The sequence below is a fragment of the Pseudomonas sp. NFPP28 genome (assembly GCF_900115535.1).
Classification (GTDB): domain Bacteria; phylum Pseudomonadota; class Gammaproteobacteria; order Pseudomonadales; family Pseudomonadaceae; genus Aquipseudomonas; species Aquipseudomonas extremorientalis.
The window spans coordinates 296,090-317,617 of the sequence record NZ_FOWT01000007.1; the positions used below are offsets into that span (position 1 = coordinate 296,090).

General features: G+C 60.6%; 18 protein-coding genes. 8 read left to right on the forward strand and 10 right to left on the reverse strand.

Translation table 11 applies throughout. The features are described from left to right. Positions 1-146 precede the first annotated feature (146 nt). Together BM110_RS19765 and BM110_RS19770 are read right to left on the reverse strand one after the other, a co-directional pair. A complete protein-coding gene (locus tag BM110_RS19765) occupies positions 147-746 on the reverse strand; it encodes an FMN-dependent NADH-azoreductase (protein WP_071491348.1) in 600 nt (199 codons plus the stop codon). Positions 747-885: 139 nt separating this feature from the next. Then, a complete protein-coding gene (locus tag BM110_RS19770; RefSeq protein WP_058425359.1) occupies positions 886-1,200 on the reverse strand; it encodes a hypothetical protein in 315 nt (104 codons plus the stop codon). Positions 1,201-1,249: 49 nt separating this feature from the next. Between BM110_RS19770 and BM110_RS19775 the strand changes: the two genes are divergently transcribed. The 5 genes from BM110_RS19775 (at position 1,250) to aqpZ (ending at position 6,421) form a co-directional block, all read left to right on the forward strand. Further along, the gene (locus BM110_RS19775) at positions 1,250-2,173 is read left to right on the forward strand and encodes a PA3225 family LysR-type transcriptional regulator (RefSeq protein ID WP_071491349.1); all 924 of its coding nucleotides are present in this window, start codon (positions 1,250-1,252) and stop codon (positions 2,171-2,173) included. A 14-nt stretch (positions 2,174-2,187) separates the two neighbouring features. Next, positions 2,188-2,991, forward strand: a complete 804-nt coding sequence (locus BM110_RS19780) for an alpha/beta fold hydrolase (RefSeq protein WP_093122127.1) — start codon at positions 2,188-2,190, stop codon at positions 2,989-2,991. 3 nt (positions 2,992-2,994) lie between these two features. After that, the gene (locus tag BM110_RS19785) at positions 2,995-3,558 is read left to right on the forward strand and encodes a peptidylprolyl isomerase (RefSeq protein ID WP_071491351.1); all 564 of its coding nucleotides are present in this window, start codon (positions 2,995-2,997) and stop codon (positions 3,556-3,558) included. A gap of 82 nt (positions 3,559-3,640) precedes the next feature. Beyond that, positions 3,641-5,473 (forward strand): ABC transporter ATP-binding protein, encoded by a 1,833-nt coding sequence (locus tag BM110_RS19790; protein WP_092242864.1) that lies wholly within the window; start codon positions 3,641-3,643, stop codon positions 5,471-5,473. A 246-nt stretch (positions 5,474-5,719) separates the two neighbouring features. Beyond that, the gene (aqpZ, locus tag BM110_RS19795) at positions 5,720-6,421 is read left to right on the forward strand and encodes an aquaporin Z (protein WP_093514033.1); all 702 of its coding nucleotides are present in this window, start codon (positions 5,720-5,722) and stop codon (positions 6,419-6,421) included. A gap of 55 nt (positions 6,422-6,476) precedes the next feature. Here the strand turns inward: aqpZ and BM110_RS19800 are convergent, their stop codons facing one another. From BM110_RS19800 to BM110_RS19810, 3 genes are all read right to left on the reverse strand, one after another. Continuing rightward, entirely contained in the window at positions 6,477-6,725 is a 249-nt protein-coding gene (locus BM110_RS19800; RefSeq protein ID WP_093514034.1) for a BrnA antitoxin family protein, read from the reverse strand. After that, a complete protein-coding gene (locus BM110_RS19805) occupies positions 6,703-6,981 on the reverse strand; it encodes a BrnT family toxin (RefSeq protein WP_093514035.1) in 279 nt (92 codons plus the stop codon). Before BM110_RS19805 ends, BM110_RS19800 begins: the two co-directional genes overlap by 23 nt. A gap of 77 nt (positions 6,982-7,058) precedes the next feature. Continuing rightward, positions 7,059-8,183, reverse strand: a complete 1,125-nt coding sequence (locus BM110_RS19810; protein WP_092242859.1) for a GNAT family N-acetyltransferase — start codon at positions 8,181-8,183, stop codon at positions 7,059-7,061. Between the two features lie 282 nt (positions 8,184-8,465). On the opposite strand from BM110_RS19810, the gene BM110_RS19815 reads away from it, so the two are divergent. After that, positions 8,466-9,788: a putative porin gene (locus BM110_RS19815; protein WP_028617432.1), complete on the forward strand. Its 1,323-nt coding sequence runs from the start codon at positions 8,466-8,468 to the stop codon at positions 9,786-9,788. Positions 9,789-9,895: 107 nt separating this feature from the next. Here BM110_RS19815 and BM110_RS19820 read toward each other — a convergent pair whose 3' ends face one another. The 4 genes from BM110_RS19820 to hrpA form a co-directional block, all read right to left on the reverse strand. Further along, positions 9,896-10,141: an anti-sigma factor family protein gene (locus BM110_RS19820; RefSeq protein WP_071491356.1), complete on the reverse strand. Its 246-nt coding sequence runs from the start codon at positions 10,139-10,141 to the stop codon at positions 9,896-9,898. Then, a complete protein-coding gene (locus BM110_RS19825) occupies positions 10,135-10,749 on the reverse strand; it encodes an RNA polymerase sigma factor (RefSeq protein ID WP_093514036.1) in 615 nt (204 codons plus the stop codon). The genes BM110_RS19820 and BM110_RS19825 overlap by 7 nt, the downstream gene beginning before the upstream one ends. 17 nt (positions 10,750-10,766) lie before the next feature. Further along, positions 10,767-11,888, reverse strand: coding sequence for a beta-ketoacyl-ACP synthase III (locus BM110_RS19830; RefSeq protein ID WP_071491358.1), 1,122 nt, complete (start codon positions 11,886-11,888; stop codon positions 10,767-10,769). 307 nt (positions 11,889-12,195) lie between these two features. Further along, positions 12,196-16,107: an ATP-dependent RNA helicase HrpA gene (hrpA, locus tag BM110_RS19835; protein ID WP_093514037.1), complete on the reverse strand. Its 3,912-nt coding sequence runs from the start codon at positions 16,105-16,107 to the stop codon at positions 12,196-12,198. A 606-nt stretch (positions 16,108-16,713) separates the two neighbouring features. On the opposite strand from hrpA, the gene BM110_RS19840 reads away from it, so the two are divergent. After that, the gene (locus BM110_RS19840) at positions 16,714-17,280 is read left to right on the forward strand and encodes a hypothetical protein (RefSeq protein ID WP_093514038.1); all 567 of its coding nucleotides are present in this window, start codon (positions 16,714-16,716) and stop codon (positions 17,278-17,280) included. A 491-nt stretch (positions 17,281-17,771) separates the two neighbouring features. Here BM110_RS19840 and aceK read toward each other — a convergent pair whose 3' ends face one another. Beyond that, a complete protein-coding gene (aceK, locus tag BM110_RS19845; RefSeq protein ID WP_093122104.1) occupies positions 17,772-19,487 on the reverse strand; it encodes a bifunctional isocitrate dehydrogenase kinase/phosphatase in 1,716 nt (571 codons plus the stop codon). A gap of 406 nt (positions 19,488-19,893) precedes the next feature. Between aceK and BM110_RS19850 the strand changes: the two genes are divergently transcribed. Then, positions 19,894-21,504, forward strand: coding sequence for a methyl-accepting chemotaxis protein (locus tag BM110_RS19850; protein ID WP_371914798.1), 1,611 nt, complete (start codon positions 19,894-19,896; stop codon positions 21,502-21,504). The last annotated feature ends 24 nt before the right edge of the window (positions 21,505-21,528 follow it).

Here is a 21,528-nt window from a genome sequence, read left to right on the forward strand (position 1 = left end):
CGGGGCAAAAAAAACCCGACCTCGCTAAAGCGTCAGTCGGGCGGTAGCACTCAGGAGCAAAAGTGCAAAGGGAGGTTCGTTACGCGTACTTGAAGGGTTGGCGTGGAGCGATATAAACACTGCGCGATTATGTGACGATTAAAGGATCAAGCCACCTGGGCCAGCAGCGCCTTGGCGTGGTTGATGCCCTTTTCCTGGAAGTCACCGCTCAGGTTCACCCCTTCGGCATGAATGAAGGTGACGTCATGAATCCCGATGAAGGCCATGACCTGACGCAGGTACGGTTCCTGGTGATCGGAGCTGGCGCCGGTGTGGATGCCGCCGCGAGCGGTGAGCACGATGGCGCGCTTGCCAGTCAGCAGACCCTGAGGGCCGGTGGCGGTGTACTTGAAGGTCACACCCGCACGCAACACGTGGTCCAGCCAGGCTTTGAGGGTGCTGGGGATCGCGAAGTTGTACATCGGCGCAGCCATCACCAGGACGTCGGCGGCGAGCAATTCGTCGGTCAATGCGTTGGAACGATCCAGGGACGCCTGTTCGTCGGCGTTGCGCTGATCGGCCGGCTTCATCCAGCCGCCGAGCAGGTTGGCATCCAGGTGTGGAACCGGGTTGAGCGCCACGTCACGCACGGTAATCTGATCTGTCGGGTGAGCGGCCTGCCATTGGCTGATGAATTGCTGGGTCAGTTGGCGGGAAATCGAATCCTGCTGGCGAGCGCTGCTTTCGATGATCAGAACGTTGGACATGGCGTTGTAGGCTCCATCTGTGATTGCTGTAAGTCGATGGAGTGAAGATTAAACAGAGCCAATTCGATTAAAAAGCGCAAAAAACTGCTATAACCCATCTATAAATTTGTTCAAAGGCGGAGCATGCTCCGCCCTCGGCTTATTTCGGCGTGCAGGCCAGGGCGATACGCATCTTGATAATGGCGCGGTTGAACTTGACCGTGGTGTTGGTGCTCTTGCCCGCCGGCACCGTGACCGTGCGGCGACGCGGCGATTCCGGGCCGTTGGTGAAGGTTACCGAGCACACGGCATCGTGGGTGCCGTAGTTATTGAGTTGGATCGAACTGATGTCGCCGTCCACGTCAGAGGCGGTGTAATCGATGCTCACGCCGTCGATCTTCTTGGTCACGTCGATGGGGTAGGCAAACGCACTCATCGGCAGCAGCGCCAGCAACACACAACAGAATTTTCTCATTCGGCAGTCTCCAATAAGGACAGCCAGCTTAGGACAAGAGGAGCCCATCTTGAAAGCGCCCCGCGTTACCCTCGATCAATGGCGCACGCTGCAAGCCGTGGTCGACCATGGCGGCTTCGCCCAGGCGGCCGAAGCGCTGCACCGCTCGCAGTCCTCGGTGAGCTACACCGTGGCCCGCATGCAGGACCAGCTTGGCGTACCGCTGTTGCGCATTGACGGGCGCAAGGCGGTACTCACCGACGCTGGTGAAGTGCTGTTGCGCCGCTCCCGGCAACTGGTGAAAAACGCCAGCCAGTTGGAGGACCTTGCCCACCATATGGAGCAGGGCTGGGAAGCCGAAGTGCGCCTGGTGGTGGACGCGGCCTATCCGAATGCGCGCCTGGTGCGCGCTCTTTCCGCCTTCATGCCCCAGAGCCGTGGCTGCCGCGTGCGCCTGCGGGAAGAGGTGTTGTCTGGCGTTGAAGAGTTGCTGATGGAAGGCGTCGCCGACCTGGCGATCTGCGGGTTCAGTATCCCCGGCTACCTGGGCACGGAAATGAGCGACGTGGAGTTTGTCGCAGTGGCCCATCCCGAGCACACGCTGCACCGCATGAACCGCGAACTGAGCTTCCAGGACCTGGAAAGCCAGATGCAGGTGGTGATCCGCGACTCCGGCCGCCAGCAACCGCGCGATGTGGGTTGGCTCGGCGCCGAACAGCGCTGGACCGTCGGCAGCCTGGCCACCGCCGCCGCCTTTGTCGGCAGCGGCCTGGGCTTCGCCTGGTTGCCCCGGCACATGATCGAGCGCGAACTCGCCGAAGGCGTTCTCAAGCAACTGCCGCTGGAACAGGGCGGTAGCCGCCACCCCACGTTCTACCTGTATTCAAACAAGGACAAACCCCTGGGGCCTGCCACGCAGATCCTCGTGGAACTGCTGCGCACCTTTGACACTGCACCGCTGGACGCGCCCTTCGCCGCCCCCCGGCAAGCCTGAAACGGAGTTCGCCCATGGCCTGGTTCGACCATGAAGGATGCAGCCTGCACTACGAGGAATATGGCCACGGCACGCCGCTGGTGCTGATCCACGGCCTGGGCTCCAGCAGCCAGGACTGGGAACTGCAGATTCCAGTGCTGGCCCGGCATTACCGCCTGATCGTGGTGGACGTGCGCGGCCACGGCCGCTCGGACAAACCGCGCGAACGCTACAGCATCCCGGGTTTCACCTACGACCTGATCGCCTTGTTCGAACACCTGGACCTGCCACCGGCCCACGTGGTGGGCTTGTCCATGGGTGGCATGATCGCTTTCCAACTGGCCGTGGACGAACCGGCGCGGGTCAAGAGCCTCTGCATCGTCAACAGCGCCCCCGAGGTCAAGGTGCGCAGTGCCGATGATTACTGGCAGTGGGCCAAGCGCTGGAGCCTGGCACGCTTGCTGAGCCTCTCCACAATCGGCAAGGCGTTGGGCGAACGGCTCTTCCCAAAACCGCACCAGGCCGACCTGCGCCGCAAAATGGCCGAACGCTGGGCAAAGAACGACAAACGTGCTTATCTCGCCAGCTTCGATGCGATTGTGGGATGGGGGGTGCAGGAACATCTTTCGCGCATTACCTGTCCTACGCTGGTCATCAGCGCCGACCACGACTACACCCCTGTGGCGCAGAAACAAAACTATGTAAAACTGCTGCCCGATGCGCGACTGGTGGTGATAGAAGATTCCCGCCATGCCACGCCCTTGGATCAACCCGAAGTCTTTAACGCAACCTTGCTCGAATTTCTAAAGACAGTCGAAACCACTACCCAGGATCACTGACCCATGCTGAAAAAAATCGCCTTCTTTGCCGGTTCTGTTCTGTTCGCCGCCAACCTGATGGCCGCCGAGCCCGCCAAGGCGCCCCACGTATTGATCACCACCACCAACGGCGATATCGAGATCGAACTGGACCCGGTCAAGGCGCCAATCAGCACCAAGAACTTCCTGGCCTATGTCGACAAGGGCTTCTACACCAACACGATTTTCCACCGTGTGATCCCGGGTTTCATGGTCCAGGGCGGCGGGTTCACCGCGCAGATGGCGCAGAAGCCGACCGACGCGCCAATCAAGAACGAAGCCAGCAACGGCCTGCATAACGTACGTGGCACCTTGTCGATGGCGCGCACCAATGACCCGAATTCGGCCACCAGCCAATTCTTCATCAACGTCGCCGACAATGCGTTCCTCGACCCAGGCCGCGATGCCGGTTACGCCGTGTTCGCCAAAGTGGTCAAGGGCATGGACGTGGTCGACATCATCGTCAACTCCCAGACCACCACCAAGCAAGGCATGCAGAACGTGCCAATCGATCCTGTCGTGATCAAGTCGGCCAAGCGCCTCGACTGAGCCTGGCAGGCAGTTCCGCGCGCAGCCCACAAGGCTGCGTGCGCATTTGAAAGGAGAGCCCGCACGGCGGGCGTCATACCTAATGCTCTATCGTCGCTTTGAACAACTGATCGACATCTTCCGCGACGCCCCCAGCGCCGCCCCGCCTGATAAAGTCCTGCCCTTCTACCTCTACTACCTGCGCCAGGTGTGGCCGCATTTCGCCGCCTTGCTGGTGGTGGGCCTGATCGGCGCGCTGATCGAAGTGGCGCTGTTCAGCTACCTGAGCCGCATCATCGACCTCGCCCAGGGCACGCCGCCCGCCGACTTCTTTCAGGTGCACAGCACCGAGCTGATCTGGATGGCCGTGGTCGCCCTGTTGCTGCGCCCGATCTTCGGCGCCCTGCATGACCTGCTGGTGCACCAGACCATCAGCCCCGGCATGACCAGCCTGATCCGCTGGCAGAACCACAGCTACGTGCTCAAGCAGAGCCTGAATTTCTTCCAGAACGACTTCGCCGGGCGTATTGCCCAGCGCATCATGCAAACCGGCAACTCCCTGCGCGACTCCGCCGTGGCGGCGGTGGATGCGATCTGGCACGTGGCGATCTACGCCATCAGCTCCCTGGTGCTGTTTGCCGAGGCCGACTGGCGCCTGATGATCCCGCTGGTGACCTGGATCCTCTGCTACAGCCTGGCGCTGCGCTACTTTGTGCCAAGGGTGAAGGAGCGCTCGGTGATTTCCTCCGAGGCGCGCTCCAAATTGATGGGCCGCATCGTCGATGGCTACACCAACATTACCACCTTGAAGCTGTTCGCCCATACCCGCTATGAGCAGGAGTATGCCAAGGAAGCGATCATCGAGCAGACCGAAAAAACCCAGCTGGCCAGCCGCGTGGTCACCAGCATGGACATCGTGATCACCACCATGAACGGCCTGCTGATCGTGACCACCACTGGCCTGGCGCTGTGGCTGTGGACGCAGTCGCTGATTTCGGTTGGCGCGATCGCCCTGGCCACCGGCCTGGTGATCCGAATCGTCAACATGTCCGGCTGGATCATGTGGGTGGTCAACGGCATTTTCGAAAACATCGGCCAGGTGCAGGATGGCCTGAAGACCATCGCCCAGCCGCTGGCGGTGATCGACCGCGACAATGCCCCGCGCCTGAGCGTGCCCCATGGCGAAGTGCGTTTCGAGCAGGTGGATTTCCACTATGGCAAGAAGAGCGGGATCATTGGCGGCCTCGACCTTGAGATCAAGGCCGGTGAAAAGATCGGCCTGATCGGCCCGTCCGGTGCGGGCAAGTCGACCCTGGTCAACCTGCTGCTGCGCCTGTACGACCTGCAAGGCGGGCGTATCCTGATCGACGGCCAGAACATCGCCGACGTCGCGCAGGAAAGCTTGCGCGAACAGATCGGCATGATCACCCAGGACACGTCGCTGCTGCACCGCTCGATCCGCGACAACCTGCTGTACGGCAAGCCCGATGCCACCGACGAAGAACTCTGGGCCGCCGTGCACAAGGCGCGCGCGGATGAGTTCATCCCATTGCTGTCGGACTCCGAAGGCCGCACCGGGCTGGATGCGCATGTCGGTGAGCGCGGCGTGAAACTCTCCGGCGGGCAGCGTCAACGTATCGCCATCGCCCGCGTACTGCTCAAGGACGCGCCGATCCTGATCATGGACGAAGCCACCTCAGCGCTGGACTCGGAAGTGGAAGCCGCGATCCAGGAAAGCCTGGAAACCCTGATGCAGGGCAAGACCGTGATCGCGATTGCCCACCGCTTGTCGACCATTGCGCGGATGGACCGCCTGGTGGTGCTGGAGAAAGGCCAGATTGCCGAAAGCGGCAGCCATGCCGAACTGCTGGCCCATGGTGGGTTGTATGCACGGTTGTGGCAGCACCAGACCGGCGGCTTCGTCGGCATCGACTGACCCTTACAACCCCTTTCCGATCCAACCTGTGGGAGGGGGCTTGCCCCCGATAGCGGCAGATCAGTCACCGGATACAGCGACTGATACTCCGCAATCGGGGGCAAGCCCCCTCCCACTTTAGAACCCTGGATTTGTGCCATAACCGTGCTGTACTCAGTGCAGTGCCCAGACGGGCGCTGAAGTAAATCTGCAGGGAGCATCACTGATTTACTGATTGGGTAGAGCGATCTATCAAGGACGGGTTGCATGTCTTTGTTCAAGCGTTCAGTCACAGAGGGGTTGGGTACGTTTTGGCTGGTGTTGGGCGGGTGCGGGAGTGCGGTGCTGGCCGCGGCGTTTCCCGCAGTCGGGATCGGGTTGTTGGGCGTGTCCCTGGCCTTCGGGCTCACGGTGCTGACCATGGCGGTGGCCATCGGGCATATCAGCGGTTGTCACCTCAACCCGGCAGTATCGGTGGGGCTGGTAGTGGGCGGGAGGTTTCCGGCCAGGGAGTTACCGGCGTACATCGTCGCGCAGGTGGTCGGTGGCACGGTCGCCGCTGCGTTGCTGTACTTCATTGCCAGCGGCAAGCCAGGGTTCGAACTGACATCGGGCCTGGCGTCCAACGGCTATGGCGAACATTCGCCAGGCGGGTATTCACTGGCGGCGGGGTTTGTGTGTGAGCTGGTGATGACGGCCATGTTTGTGGTGATCATTCTGGGCGCCACCGACCGCCGCGTCCCCAAGGGCGTGGCACCCTGCGCCATCGGCCTGGCCCTGACCCTGATCCACTTGATCTCCATTCCCGTGACCAATACCTCGGTCAACCCGGCCCGCAGTACCGGCCCGGCACTGATCGTCGGCGGGTGGGCGATCCAGCAATTGTGGATGTTCTGGCTCGCGCCGATCCTGGGTGCGGTGATCGGTGGGTTCACTTATCGATGGCTGGGCAAGGAGGCGCCGGGCTGAGGCAAACGGGTTCAGCCCTGCCGATAAGGCAGGGCTGCTCTTATCGGACAGCCATTCACCCTTGATGGGCCTGCATGTACTGACGCAATAGCTGGTTAATACGCGTCTGGTAACCAGATCCTTGATCTTTGAACCACTCCAGTACATCAGCGTCCAGCCTGATAGTGACCGCCTGCTTCACTGGAACACGTAACTCGGCACGCCGGAAAAAATCGGCATCCAGCTCAGGAATATCGCTGGTATCGATCTCGTCATCACTCATTTTGGCCAAGCGCTCCCAGTCAGTTTTCGATGTTTGCGTCATAGTATTTTGCCTCTTTCTTGGTTGCTTTTCGGGCAGAAATGATGCGAATCACACCACCATGCCGCTCGGTATATACGACCACATCCACTAACAATTTGATCCAGCCAATACTGATCCAACGCTCTTCGCCATAATCCGCTCGATCATCGCGTAAGGCCAGCATCGGGTGCCTGAAGATATCTGGAACGTCATTGAAATCGATGCCGTGTTTAATAATATTGGCTTTATTTTTGGATTCATCCCACTCAAATAGCATGGCACGACCTGTATGTACTTTTGTACATACAGAATAGCAATTTCAGCCTTGCATGGAAGCGCCACAAGACCAGCAGCTCAGCCCTGCCGATAAGGCAGGGCTGCCCTTGCCTCCTGTGCATACGCCACGATCCCCACCCGTTCACGCTCGAGAAAATCCTCCACGGCATTCTTCAGTCCCGGATGGCGCAGGTAGTGCCACGACCGCGTGATCACCGGCTCGAACCCACGGATCAACTTGTGCTCGCCCTGCGCCCCCGCATCGAAGCGTTGCAGGCCGTGGGCGATGGCGTAGTCCATGCCTTGGTAGAAGCAGGTTTCGAAGTGCAGGCGATCAAACTCTGCCAGGCAACCCCAGTAGCGGCCGTAGAAACTGTCGCCGCCGAGCAGGCTGAAGGCCATGGCTACCGGGCGCGAGCCTTGCTTGGCCAGTACCACGCGGATCGCTTCGGGCATGCGCTCGGCCAGCAGGCTGAAGAAAGCGCGGGTCAGGTAGGGAGATTGGCGGCGCACGGCATAGGTGTTGGCGTAGCAGGCGTAGACAAAATCCCACTGCGCCTCGCTCAGTTCATGGCCTTGCAGCCACTCGAAATCGATCCCCTGCCCCGCCACTTGCTCGCGCTCCTTGCGCATCTGTTTGCGCTTGCGCGAGCTCAAGGCGTCGAGGAAGTCCTGGAAGTCGCGGTAGCCCCGGTTCTGCCAGTGATACTGACAGCCCAGGCGTTGCAACCAGCCCGCTTGCCGGGCCAGTGCAGCATCGGCCAGGTCATCCGTGAAGTTGATATGGGCGCTGGAAAGCTCCTCGATCTCGAGGTAACCCGGCAGGCTCTTGAGCAGCTCAAAACCGTCATCGGCACTCGCGGCCAATAAGCGCGGACCGCTGACCGGGCTGAAGGGTACCGCCGTGAGCAACTTGGGGTAATAGTCGATACCGGCGCGCTCGCAGGCATCAGCCCAGCCGTGATCGAACACGTACTCGCCATAGGAATGCCATTTGCGATAGCTGGGCAACGCCGCCACCAGCCGCTCACCCTCCCAGTGCAGCAAATGCTCCGGCTGCCAGCCCGATTGCGGGCCCAGGCTGGCGCTGTCTTCCAAGGCACTCAGGAACGCATGCCGCACGAACGGCTGCCCCTGCGGCACCAGCGCATCCCAGGCTTGCGGGGCAATTTCGGACAGGCTGTCCAGGCGTTGCAGCGGCATCGGCATCCTCACTGGTTCGGGGCGTGAAAGCCTGGCGAGTATCGCCGATTGCCAGCCCTGGCACATCCCCGATTCGCACGACAAGGCTCTAAACCAATAGTTCCGAACATAAATAATTTGTCATCTAGATGACATCACTTCGCCACTGCACCGTCATAAACGGTCGCGATACTGACGCCTGTTTTTAGAGCGCCTGGTTCTACCCGGCGGCTATTTTCCGTCCGTCATCGGTCGGTTGTGTCCTGGATGGTTTGCCATCCCTCCTCACTTTCGGAGATTGATATGCGTCTTGCTTCCACTAAAACTGCGGCGGTCCTGTGCGGCGGCCTGTTACTGGCCCTGAGCGTTCCGGCCAGCGCTGCAGTCGACGCTAAATTGCTCGACATGCTCAAGGCCAACGGCCAGATCACCGCAGCGCAGTACACCGAACTGCAAAGCGAATTGGCCAAAGACCAGAAAGAACAGCAGATCGCACGGCAAGCTCAACAAGAGACCAACGAACAGATCGCGGCCACCGCGAAGAAAACCAATGAGCTGAGCAGCTTTGACCAGAAGCTGGCCTGGGCCGCCAAGACTCAGTTCAAGGGTGACGTACGTTTCCGTCAGGAAACCGTGAAAATCCAGGGCGAATCCAACAACGGCGGCCGTGACAAGGACCGTCAGCGCATCCGTGCCCGCCTGGGCGCCTACACCGAGATCAACTCGCAGGTCGACACCGGTATCCGTATTGCCACCGGCAGCAGCGACGATGCGCGCTCGACCAACCAGGACCAGGACAACTACTTCGACAAGAAGTCGATCTGGCTGGACCTCGGCTACATCGACTACCACCCGGACCAGATCAAGAACCTGCACGTGATCGGCGGCAAGATGCTGCAACCGTGGGTGAACATGGGCGACGTCATCTGGGATAGCGACATCAACCCTGAAGGCCTGGCCCTGACCTACAAATACCCACTGGGCAGCAGCGCCGAACTGTTCGGCAGCCTCGGCAACTACAACCTCAAGGACAACGTCGACGGCGACGGCGTGCAGTTCCGTCACGACCTGCGCCTGACCTCTGGCCAATTGGGCACACGCTTCTCGGTCACCGACAACCTGAAAATGACCCTGGGCGGCAGCGTCTACGCCTACCAGAATGACAAGGACAGCCGTTGCACAACCACCACCACGCCTTGCGCACTGGCGGTCAACGGTAACTCGGCCGACAACCAGTTCCGCCTGTATGAAGGCTTTGCCCAAGCCGACATTGGCGGCCTGGCTGTTCCGCTGGCGTTCTACGGCCAGTACGTGAAAAACAACGACGCCGTGACCGACCAGGACACCGCCTGGCTGATCGGCGCCAAGTCGAAAGTGTTCGGTTTCAACCTGGACTACAACTACCGCGACATTCAGCGTAATGCCGTGGTGGGTGCCTTCACCGACTCGGACTTCGCCAACGGCACCACCGGTTCGCGCGGTCACAAGATGAAGGTCAGCTACGACATCGACAAGAACTTCGCCCTCGGTGCCACGTACTTCCTGACCAAGGCCGACTACGCCAGCCGCACCCAGCGTGATGCCAACACCAACACCCTGCAGCTGGATGCAGAAGCCAAGTTCTAACAGTAAGTGTTGAAAGCCTTGGGCCAGGACGGCCCGAGGTGGCTGTACCAGTCTTGCGTAGGTGGATCGGTCCCCATCATCCGTTCGCTCCACCCACGCGAGCCTGTTTATTCCCCGCCTTTATGATCCTTGAGCCGCTCGTCAGCCAGACGCTGCGCCAAGGCCTCCACACCGTCTACCGGTTCGTCCGGCATTATCCTCAGCGTCGCCTGCATCAGGCGCATCTGGCGGATAAACCGGCGGCAGTTCGGGCAGAACATCAAGTGATGACGCACCAGCAGACGTTCGCGAAAGGTCAACTGCCCATCGAGATAGTCACTGGAACGTGCCACTTGTTCTTTACAGGTCAACATTCGCCCGTTTCCTCAAAATGCTCCACCGTGGCGAAGACTTTAAGCCGTGCCCGATGCAACAGCACACGGACATTGGAGAGCGACAACGCCAGAAGATTACAGATCTCTTCCAACTCCAGGCCCTGGCGCTCACGCAGTACCAGCACACTGCTCTGCAACTCCGACAGGCTCAGGATCGTATGCTCCAGGCATTTGCGCAGTTCATCCTCGGTGAGCAAGGCTTCCGGGGTGTCCTGGTGCCAGGCATACGGGGCGACGGCCCAGTGACCATCGTCGGGGGTGAAGCGATCGTCACCGATAGTGCCGTGGGGCGAGGGCAGATCGTCGAGCAACACTTCGCGACGGTTCTGCTTGTAGCGCCCCTTGGCAGCGTTGGCGGTAATGGTCAGCAGCCAGGTCTTGAGGCTGGAACGGCCTTCGAACCTGGCCAGGTTGCGCACCACTGACAGCCAGGCGTCCTGCACGACTTCGTCGGCGTGACGCTGGCCGACGATGGCATAGGCCACCGCCCGCATGGCGCTCTGGTAGGTGGTGACCAATTCCTTGTAGGCCCGCTGCTCACCCTTGAGCAGGCGTTCAAGCAGGTGCGCGTCGTCCGCTGCTGCCATTCAAGACCTCGACTGTCTTAGCGTTTGCGCAGGATCACGCTGCCGATCGAATAGCCCGCGCCAAACGAGCTGAGCACCGCCACGGAGCCCTTGGGCAGGTCATCCTGATTCTTGTGGAACGCAATCACCGAACCCGCCGAACTGGTATTGGCGTAGGTATCGAGGATCACCGGCGCTTCTTCCACCGTGGCTTCGCGGCCCAGCAGTTTCTTGACGATCAGGTGGTTCATGCTCAGGTTGGCCTGGTGCAACCAGAAGCGCTTCACGTCGGTCACGTTCAACTGGTTCTCTTCCAGGTGCACGCCGATCAGCTCGGCGACCATCGGGCATACGTCGCGGAACACCTTGCGGCCTTCCTGTACGAACAGTTTGTCCGGCGCGCCGATGCCCTCTTCCGCGGTGCGGTTGAGGAAGCCGAAGTTGTTGCGGATGTTATTGGAGAACTTGGTCAGCAGCTTGGTGCTCACCACGTCGAACTGGTGTTCGGAGGTTGCCAGGTCGGCGCGCTCCAGGACCACGGCGGTGGCCGCATCGCCAAAGATGAAGTGGCTGTCGCGGTCGCGGAAGTTCAGGTGGCCGGTGCAGACCTCCGGGTTGACCATCAGGATCGCCCGCGCCTGGCCCAGCTGGATGCTGTTGGCGGCGTTCTGGATGCCGAAGGTGGCCGAGGAACAGGCCACGTTCATGTCAAAACCAAACCCTTCGATGCCCAAGGCTTCCTGGACTTCGATGGCGATGGCCGGGTAGGCACGCTGCAGGTTGGAACAGGCGACGATCACGCCGTCGATGTCGGCAGCGGTTTTGCCCGCGCGCTGTAGAGCTTGTTCAGCGGCGCCGACGGCCATCTGGCAGAGCACCGACCATTCGTCGTTGCTGCGCTCGGGCAGGCGCGGGGCCATGCGCTGCGGATCGAGAATGCCGTCCTTGTCCATCACGAAGCGGCTCTTGATGCCGGAGGCCTTTTCGATGAACGCGGCGCTGGATTCGGTCAGCGGCTGCACGTCACCGCGCTCGATGGCGGCGGCGTTGTCGCTGTTGAACTGTTGCACGTAAGCATTGAAAGACTGCACCAGCTCTTCGTTGGAGATGCTGTTGGCCGGGGTATACAGGCCAGTGCCGCTGATGACGACGTTATGCACGGTCGTTCCTCTAAATCTGTCAGGCAGAAGATATTGGTACCGTCGTACCAAACTGTAAGTAGTCCGATTCCGCTCCGCGGACACCAAACTGGCATCGCTTTATTCCATCGCGCCGCAGCCTTTCGCGACGATCCCGGCATTTATAACCGCGAAGTTTGCCACAACCCTCGGAATTTGGCGCTATCTGTGGGAGGGGGCTTGCCCCGATAGCGGTGGGCCAGTCAACACATCCTTTAATGACAGACCGCAATCGGGGGCAAGCCCCCTCCCACACTGGACCTGTATTGCCCTGGAAACCGTGCAAATATCAGGCTTCTACCAGGCTCCACTGCTTGCTCAGGCGCTTGTCGGAAATCGGCACTTTGGTACCCAGTTGCTGGGCAAACAACGACACCCGGTATTCCTCCAGCCACCAGCGATACAGCTCCAGTTGGGGATCGCGCTTGCCTTCCTGGGCATGTTTTTTCAGGCGGTTTTCGTACTGCGTCCACAGGCCGCCCAGCTCGCCGCTCCACACCCGATCCTTCTGCACCTGGCTCGGCAATTTCTCCAGGCGCAACTCGATGGCCTTGAGGTAACGCGGCAATTCCTTGAACCACTGCGCCGGGGTTTCCCGTACAAAACCGGGGTACACCAGGTGGCTCAGTTGCTGCTTGATGTCGTTCAAGGCCACGGCCTGGGCCAGGTCGATCTTGCCTTTGAAGCGTTTTTGCAGGCCATGCCAGAGTTTCAGCACCTCCAGGGTCAGGCGCGCCAGGCGCTCGGCGTGTTCGGTCCAACTGCCGCGCTTGCGCTCGGCCAGGGCCGCCAAACCTGCGCCATCCCGCGGCAGGCTGGCTTCGCCTTCGAGCACGCAGGTGTCGAGGCTGGCCAGCAGGATGTCTTCCACCAGCGCATCGATCCGGCCCAATTCGCGGTACATCAGGCCCAGTTCGGTCAGGCCCGGCAGTTTGCCGCGCAGGAATTTCGCCGGTTCCGCCAGTTGTTGCATCAGCAGGCGTTGCAAGGCACGGCGATGCTGGAACTCAGCCTCGGCCGCCGTGGAGAAACGCCCTTCCTTGACCGTGCCGTTTTCCTCCACCAGCGCCGGATACACCGTCATCGACAACCCGGCGATCTTCTGTTGCGTCTTCTCGGCTACCGCCGCGAACACCTTGGCCTCCACCGGCTGCTGGCTTTTTGCAGTTTGCGGTACGGCCAGCGCGGCCTGGCTGGCCTCGGCAAAGCGCGCCGTCAGTTCGGCGAGATCCCGGCCTTCACCGAGGAACTTGCCCTGGCCGTCGACCACTTCCAGGTTCATCTTCAGGTGGCTTTCCACCTGCTGCGCGGCTTCGGCCCAGGCTTCATCGCTGACCCGCACCCCGGTCATGCGCAACAATTCGCGGCCAAGGGCCTGGGGCAACGAGCCCTGGCCGAATTCGATGCGTTGCAGGGCCGCCTTGACGAAGTCCGGCACCGGCACGAAGTTCTTGCGCAGCGCCTTGGGCAAGTTGCGCACCAGGGCGATGCACTTGGCCTCGATCACCCCCGGCACCAACCACTCCAGGCGCTCCGCCGGCAAGGCGGGCAACAGCGGCGCCGGCACGCGCAAGGTCACACCGTCACGCGGGTGGTTGGGTTCGAAGTGGTAACTCAAGGCCAGTTCCAGGTCACCCAAATGCAGGGTGTCCGGGTAATGCGCAGCGGTGACTTCGCTGGCCTCGCGGGCCAGTACGTCTTCTTCGCGCATGATCAGCAGTTGCGGGTCTTTCTGGCTGTTGACCTTGTACCAACTGTCGAAGGTCGCGGTCTGGTGGATCTCTGCCGGCAGGCGCGCATCGTAGAAGGCGAACAGCGTTTCCTCGTCGGCCAGAATGTCGCGCCGGCGCGCCTTGGCCTCCAGCTCGTCGAGCTGCTCCAGCAATTGCTGGTTGGCCGCCAGGCACTTGGCCCGCGACTGGATCTCGCCACGCACCAGGCCTTCACGGATAAACAGTTCGCGAGACACCACCGGGTCGACCGGCCCGTAATGCACCGGACGGCGCCCGACCACAATCAGCCCGAACAGGGTGATCTGCTCGAAGGCCACGACCTGGCCGCGTTTTTTCTCCCAGTGCGGCTCGAAGTGGTTTTTCTTGATCAGGTGCCCGGCCAGCGGTTCGATCCAGTCGGCGTCAATCTTGGCGACCATGCGCGCATACAGCTTGGTGGTTTCCACCAGTTCGGCGGTCATCAGCCATTGCGGGCGCTTCTTGCCGATGCCCGACGAGGGGTGAATCCAGAAACGCCGCTGACGCGCGCCCAGGTAATCGCCGTCCTCGGTTTTCTGGCCGATCTGGCTGAGCAAACCGGACAGCACCGCCTTGTGCAGTTTCGGGAAATCCGCCGGCTCTTTATTGACGCTCAACTGCATGTCGCGGCAGATCAGGCTCAACTGGCGATGGGAATCACGCCACTCGCGCAGGCGCAGGTAATTGAGGAAGTTCTTGCGGCACCAGTTACGCAGCGGGCTGGCAGTGAGCTCCTGGCGCTGCTCTTCAAAACCGCGCCACAAATTGACCAGGCCGGCGAAGTCCGAATCCGGGTCCTTCCACTGTGCGTGGGCCTGGTCGGCGGCCTGCTGACGCTCCGGCGGGCGCTCACGCGGGTCCTGGATCGACATGGCGCTGGCGACGATCAGCACTTCCTGCAAGCTGCCAAGCTTGGCGGCTTCCAGCAACATGCGGCCCATGCGCGGGTCCACCGGCAGGCGCGCCAACTGGCGGCCCAGCGGGGTGAGCTGACTGTTGCGGTCGACCGCCGACAGCTCTTGCAGCAGGTTGAAACCGTCGCTGATCGCCTTGCCGTCCGGCGGTTCGATAAACGGGAAGTCGGTGATTTCGCCGAGACGCAAATGCAGCATCTGCAGGATCACGGCGGCGAGGTTGGTGCGCAGAATTTCCGGGTCGGTAAATTCCGGGCGGCCGATAAAATCTTCTTCGCTGTACAAACGAATGCAGATGCCCGGCTCGACCCGGCCGCAACGGCCTTTACGCTGGTTGGCGCTGGCCTGGGAAATCGCCTCGATCGGCAGGCGCTGCACCTTGGCGCGGTAGCTGTAGCGGCTGATACGCGCGGTGCCACTGTCGATCACATAACGAATGCCCGGCACAGTCAGCGAGGTTTCTGCGACGTTGGTCGCCAACACCACACGTCGGCCCGGATGGGACTGGAAGATGCGCTGCTGCTCGGCTGGCGACAGGCGCGCGTACAACGGCAGGATCTCGGTGTGCTTGAGCTGGGCCTTGCGCAGCATGTCGGCAGCGTCACGAATCTCGCGCTCGCCCGGCAGGAACACCAGCACATCGCCCGGGCTGCGCCGCTCGCTGCGCTCATAGGCGGCAATTTCATCCAGGGTGGCGAGGATCGCCTGGTCGACGGTGAGGTCGTCCTCGACGCGGTTGCCCTCCTCGTCCTGCTCCAGGGTCAGTGGGCGATACCAGGTGTCCACCGGGAAGGTGCGGCCCGACACCTCGACAATCGGCGCATCGTCGAAATGCTTGGAGAAACGCTCCAGGTCGATGGTCGCCGAGGTGATGATGACTTTCAGGTCCGGGCGACGTGGCAACAGGGTTTTCAGGTAGCCCAGCAGGAAGTCGATGTTCAGGCTGCGTTCGTGGGCTTCGTCGACGATGATGGTGTCGTAGCGTTCCAGGTAGCGGTCGTTCTGGGTTTCTGCCAGCAGGATGCCGTCGGTCATCAGCTTGATCAGGGTGTTGGAATCGCTCTGGTCTTCAAAGCGCACCTGATAGCCGACCAGCGCGCCCAATGGCGTGGCCAACTCTTCGGCGACCCGGCTGGCCACGCTGCGTGCGGCGATCCGGCGGGGCTGGGTATGACCAATGAGACCGAACTGGCCGCGACCGATTTCCAGGCAGATCTTCGGCAACTGGGTGGTCTTGCCCGAGCCGGTTTCGCCGGCAATGATCAGCACCTGGTGCTTGTTCAGCGCTTCTTTGATTTCATCGCGCTTGGCCGCAATCGGCAGGCTGTCGTCATAACGAATCACCGGCAGGCTGGCGCGCCGCGCCGTGACCTGTGCGCAGGACGCCTGCATGCGCGCGACCCACTGCACCAACTTGTCCTCGTCGGGCTTTTTGCGCAACTCAAGCAACTGCCGACGCAAACGGTGGCGGTCGGCGAGCATGGCGTGATCAAGGGTTTTGAGCAGTTGGTCGATGGTGGGCGCTTGGTCGGTCATCAGGGCGGCAAAGGTCTTCTGAGTGAGGCAGGGCACGCCTGCATAGCTACGGACGGAAAAACGAGGGGCGATTGTCGCAGATTTCGGCATTTCTGGAGACGCTCAGTCAGTGACTGGCCGCGTAGCGCCTCCAAATGAACATATTTCATACACGAGCAAGTCGCTCATCCGACCCTTTCACAGTAAAAATCCGATGGTTTAAGTGAAGTACGCAGGATCAAATCAACCCGCCAGAAATCTCTGGCAGGTCACTGCATCGCTTATGAAACGGGAGCTTTTATGCCTATCGAATCGACAAACAGCCAATCTCATCTACCCAGCTACGATCAATCCATGGAAGCCCAACCGCGCTCGGCAGCGTCGGAACCACCCCCCCCCTATGAGTTCCCGCCCGCGTACACCGAGAAGCCATCGCACAATGCATCCTCCCGGACCTACTCGACACCGCCCACTAATTTGACGGCAAATCGAATCTCGAGCTTTCACACGACCAGTCAGGCAGTACGAGGAATGGGGTTCATGAGCGGCCTGTGACGCAACGGTCCTGGATCCACTCGAGCTACTAGAAGCGACAAATTCCTTCCACGCTCATCGCACGAGGTATATATGCCCATCAACTCCAACAACCACACGTACAGCAGCGGCAGTAACCACAGTTATGCCGACAAATATCAGTCTATCGCGCCTGAAAGCACTCCATCCCAAGGCTCGTGGCTTAGACCGTCTGGGAGCCAATCATCCGCGCCACTACTGGACCAACAACCCCATTCAAAGCTGAGCCCGACCAAGCAAAAGGAACTCGAAACGCTCAAAAAAAATAAAGACAAGTTGGAAAACCTTCCCGTCACGTTCCCGACACCCGCGCTACCTGTGTCAAGTTTTCAACCTGCTATCAATCTGACTCAAAAACGGATCGATCAACTTTCTAATCCGCCAAAAACCAGCAACCCGATCACAAAGTTCAATAACGCCCGTGAAGTCAAGAAAACCGATAACGAGCTTAATAAAGAAATGGTATCCCTATACAAACAAGCTCGCGACGTGCAAACCCATGGCACCAACCCTACCGACAAGAACCGAGCGTCCAACGTTACGGATGAACTGACTGCGATGGGCCTAAACCAACCCTGGCTGGAGGATGTTCGCAAGGAAAACCGTAAAGGAAACAGCTGATGCGCCGAGAGGAGCGCCATCACCGGTGCGCTCCTCAGTCAACGACCGCTATGACGCAACGCTGGAGCATACCGGTTGAGATCGACTGGGGGCTTAATGCTCCTGCAACCCAGAACACTGCATTTTGAAACCAGGAGGTTCTATGTCCATAAACTTCAAGAGTGCCCATAACCCCCCCTTCAATCCGCCCAGCTATGCCGAGGCTACCGAGCCGCCAACCTATTACGAAGCCACGAAGCCGCCCCCAGCCTATACAGAAAAACCAGCGTCCACTTCAAACAGCCAAGCCACATGGCAGCCGACAATCAACCTTACGGCGCTGAGACTGGGATACCAACCCGAAGAAAACAGCCTGGCAATGATCGGAACGCCTCGCTGATCGGCGCCCACTCAACAAATCGTGTGCTTACCCAGCCCGTATCGGTATGACCCAATACGGGCGTTTCCATGTCAATTGATTCCAGCTGTTCCGCCGCCCAACTCAGTCGCTGCTACAGTTGATCGCGCTCCTTGCGCCGATACGGAAAGACATCGATCACCTTCCCGGCCCGAATCGCCTCCTGCAGTCCCGTCCAGTAATCCGCGTTGTACAGCTCCCCGTGCAGCTCATCGAACAACTTGCGCTGACCAGCATCCGCAAACAGGAACGGCGGGAATTCCTCGGGGAACACATCCAGCGGGCCGATGGAGTACCAGGGTTCTGAGGCCATCTCATCTTCCGGGGTGCGCGGTGCGGGGATGTGACGGAAGTTGGCTTCGGTGAGAAAACAGATTTCGTCGTAGTCGTAGAACACCACGCGACCGTGGCGGGTAACGCCGAAGTTCTTCAGCAGCATATCGCCAGGGAAGATATTGGCGGCCGCCAGCTGTTTGATCGCCAGGCCGTAGTCTTCCAAAGCTTCGCGCACCTGGGCGGGGTTGGCGTTGTCGAGGTAGAGGTTGAGCGGGGTCATGCGCCGTTCGGTCCAGCAGTGACGGATCAGCACCGTGTCGCCTTCGACTTCGACGGTGCCAGCGGCGACTTCCAGCAATTCGACGAGGCATTCGGGTTCGAATTTGCTCAGGGGAAAACGGAAATCGGCGAACTCCTGGGTGTCAGCCATGCGTCCGACCCGATCGACGCTTTTGACCAGGCGGTACTTCTCGATCACCGTGGCGCGGTTGACGTTTTTCGACGGTGAAAAACGGTCCTTGATGATCTTGAACACGGTGTTGAAGCCCGGCAGGGTGAACACGCTCATGACCATGCCGCGCACGCCGGGGGCCATGATGAACTGATCGTCGGTGGTCGCCAGGTGGTTGATCAGGGCGCGGTAGAACTCCGACTTGCCGTGCTTGTAGAAGCCGATGGAGGTGTACAACTCGGCGATGTGCTTGCCCGGCAGGATGCGCTTGAGAAAGCCGATGAATTCCGCCGGCACCGGTACATCGACCATGAAGTAGGAGCGGGTGAACGAGAAGATGATCGACACATCGGCTTCATCGGTGATCAGCGCATCGATCTGGATGCCCTGTCCTTCACGGTGCAGCAGCGGGATCACCAGCGGCCATTGTTCGTCGCGGGTGTAGATGCGCCCGACGAGGTAGGCGCCTTTATTACGGTAGAGCACCGAGGAAAACAGCTCGACCTTGAGGTCCGGGTCCTTGCACACCCAGTCCGGCAGGTTTTCCCGCAGTTGGGTTTCGAGGCGATGAAGGTCGGCTGCGAGGTCGGCGTAGGGTTCGCTGAAGCGGTAGTCGGCAAAGATCTGCGCGAGCATTTGCGGGATTTGCCCGGCGGGCGTGTAGGTGCGCGTCTGCGCGGCCCGTGCCCGGCGCAGGCTGGGCCGGGTGGTGTGGATGAACATGCAGCCGTCGCTGATCAGGTCGTGGCTGAACAGGCCGCAGAAGATCGAGTTGTACCAGGTCTCGGAGAGTTCATCGTCGAAGCGCAGGTCGATCAGGCCGATGTAGGCACTTTTGACCACGGGCCACACATCGATGTCGAGCAGCGCGGCGTCATTGAAGTGCTCACGCAACCGCTGGGTCACCTCGGAGACCTTTTCCTCATAGAGGTTGATGCGCGCCGCCGACGCCGCCTGGCCCTGCTGCCACTGGGCCTTTTCGAAACGCTCGCGGGCGCCATCGGTGATCTGGCGGAAGTGTTCGCGGTAATCGTCGAAGCCATCGAGGATCATCTGGGCAATGGCGAGGGCGGATTGCGACATGCGGGAAACCTCGAGCGGGCATCGGGAAGCCCTGAGCTTAGCCAGTGTACGAACACAGGAGAAGAGTCATTTTTTGTGCAGCCTTGTACAACTCCGTTCATTTTGTACATTTATTTTCAATTTATTTAATTCGACCAATTGGTCAATAAACACACTGAAAAGTCGCACATTGTTTTCCCCATACGCCCACAACGACGCGGCCTTGCCGCTTAGCGCCGGAATCCCGCGTACTTCCCTCGGAGCTCTGCTCCAAATACACCGTTGGATCCAACTAAGGGAAACCCTGATTACCACCTTGATGGCACTTTGATATATAGCGCGCCCTCTCCCACCCTAACAAGGTCCGAAGACCGATCCGGGAACAGGTTCTAATCGCCCAAGGAGCATAGAGATGTCATTGAGGAACATGAGGATCGGTCTGCGTGCCAGTCTGAGTTTTGGGGTTTTGGCCAGCTTGCTGGTGATTGTGGGCATGTTCGGCCTGGGCCAGATGGCCAAGCTGCGCCAAAGCGCGCTGGTCATCGAGCAATCGTGGATGCCGAGCATCGAGAACATCCACGACAGCGCAGCCTTTGTCGCCAGCATCCGCCTGGAAGCCTTGCGTCTGGCGACCACCGACGAATCGCGGATCCGTGACAACAGCAAAGCCCTGATCACCCGCCAGCGCAGCGAACTGCAAACCCTGCTCGAGCATCACAAAAGCCTGCTCAGCAGCGACGAAGAACGCCAGATGCTCAAACAGCTCGAAGGTAACGTGAACGCTTACCTGGCCCTCGTCGAACAGATCGTCACCCTGGTGGACAAGGATCAGCAGCAAGACGCCATTGACCTGCTCAACACCCGCCTCGCTCCCCAGGGCGTGATCCTCAGCAAGAGCCTGGAGGACCTGATCGTCTTCAACCAGAACGGCGTGGAAACCGCCGTGGATTCCGCCGCGCAGACCTATTCCAGTGCACAGTGGATCGTCGGCCTGATCATCGTATTCGCCTTGATCGCCACCTTGTTGCTCGCCTGGCTGCTGACCCGCAGCATCACCGCCCCGCTCGGCCAGGCGCTGAGCGTGGCCCGCACCATTGCCGACGGCGACCTGAGCCAGCCCATCGCCGTCAGCGGCAAGGACGAACCGGCCCAATTGCTCAACGCCCTGGCGACCATGCAGGCGCAATTGCGAGGCACCATCCGGGGCATCAGCGAATCGGCGCAACAGCTGGCCTCCGCCGCCGAGGAGATGAGCTCGGTGATGGAACAAAGCACCCGTAGCCTGCAGGCGCAGAACGATGAGATCGAACAGGCGGCCACCGCCGTCACCGAAATGAGCGCGGCCGTGGACGAAGTGGCAGGCAATGCGGTGTCCAGCGCCGAGGCGTCCCAGGCCTCCGACGAGGACAGCAAGCACGGCCACTACCAGATCAGCGAAACCATCAGCTCGATCCAGAACCTGGTCGACGAGGTGCTCGGCGCCTCGAACAAGGCCGAAGGCCTGGCCGTGCAAGCCCAGGACATCAGCAAGGTGCTGGAAGTGATCCGCGGCATCGCCGGGCAAACCAACCTGCTGGCGCTCAACGCCGCCATCGAAGCAGCCCGCGCAGGCGAGGCCGGGCGTGGTTTTGCAGTGGTAGCCGATGAAGTGCGCTCCCTGGCGCAACGCACCCAGGACTCCACCGAAGAAATCGAGCAGATGATCACCGGCATCCAGCGCGGCACCCAGGATACGGTCGAAGCGCTGAACAGCAGCGCCGAGCACGCCGGCCAGACGCTGCAACGGGCCAACAGCGCCGGTAGCGCCCTGGAGAAAATCACCGCGGCCATCTCGCAGATCAGCCAGCGCAACCTGGTGATCGCCAGCGCCGCCGAGCAGCAGGCGCTGGTGGCACGTGACGTGGACCGCAGCCTGGTGAACATCCGCGACCTGTCCACCCAGACCGCCGCCGGTGCCACCCAGACCTCGGCCGCCAGCCAGGAACTGTCACGCCTGGCGGTGGACCTGAATGGGCTGGTGACGCGGTTTGTCCTGTAATCATTAGACATGTCATGCAACACT

Coding starts and splice junctions, on each gene's coding strand:
- BM110_RS19765 (WP_071491348.1), bottom strand. CDS start 746: ATGTCCAACGTTCTGATCATCGAAAGCAGCGCTCGCCAGCAGGATTCG.
- BM110_RS19770 (WP_058425359.1), bottom strand. CDS start 1,200: ATGAGAAAATTCTGTTGTGTGTTGCTGGCGCTGCTGCCGATGAGTGCG.
- BM110_RS19780 (WP_093122127.1), top strand. CDS start 2,188: ATGGCCTGGTTCGACCATGAAGGATGCAGCCTGCACTACGAGGAATAT.
- BM110_RS19785 (WP_071491351.1), top strand. CDS start 2,995: ATGCTGAAAAAAATCGCCTTCTTTGCCGGTTCTGTTCTGTTCGCCGCC.
- BM110_RS19790 (WP_092242864.1), top strand. CDS start 3,641: ATGCTCTATCGTCGCTTTGAACAACTGATCGACATCTTCCGCGACGCC.
- aqpZ (WP_093514033.1), top strand. CDS start 5,720: ATGTCTTTGTTCAAGCGTTCAGTCACAGAGGGGTTGGGTACGTTTTGG.
- BM110_RS19800 (WP_093514034.1), bottom strand. CDS start 6,725: ATGACGCAAACATCGAAAACTGACTGGGAGCGCTTGGCCAAAATGAGT.
- BM110_RS19805 (WP_093514035.1), bottom strand. CDS start 6,981: ATGCTATTTGAGTGGGATGAATCCAAAAATAAAGCCAATATTATTAAA.
- BM110_RS19810 (WP_092242859.1), bottom strand. CDS start 8,183: ATGCCGCTGCAACGCCTGGACAGCCTGTCCGAAATTGCCCCGCAAGCC.
- BM110_RS19815 (WP_028617432.1), top strand. CDS start 8,466: ATGCGTCTTGCTTCCACTAAAACTGCGGCGGTCCTGTGCGGCGGCCTG.
- BM110_RS19820 (WP_071491356.1), bottom strand. CDS start 10,141: ATGTTGACCTGTAAAGAACAAGTGGCACGTTCCAGTGACTATCTCGAT.
- BM110_RS19825 (WP_093514036.1), bottom strand. CDS start 10,749: ATGGCAGCAGCGGACGACGCGCACCTGCTTGAACGCCTGCTCAAGGGT.
- hrpA (WP_093514037.1), bottom strand. CDS start 16,107: ATGACCGACCAAGCGCCCACCATCGACCAACTGCTCAAAACCCTTGAT.
- BM110_RS19840 (WP_093514038.1), top strand. CDS start 16,714: ATGCCCATCAACTCCAACAACCACACGTACAGCAGCGGCAGTAACCAC.
- aceK (WP_093122104.1), bottom strand. CDS start 19,487: ATGTCGCAATCCGCCCTCGCCATTGCCCAGATGATCCTCGATGGCTTC.
- BM110_RS19850 (WP_371914798.1), top strand. CDS start 19,894: ATGAGGATCGGTCTGCGTGCCAGTCTGAGTTTTGGGGTTTTGGCCAGC.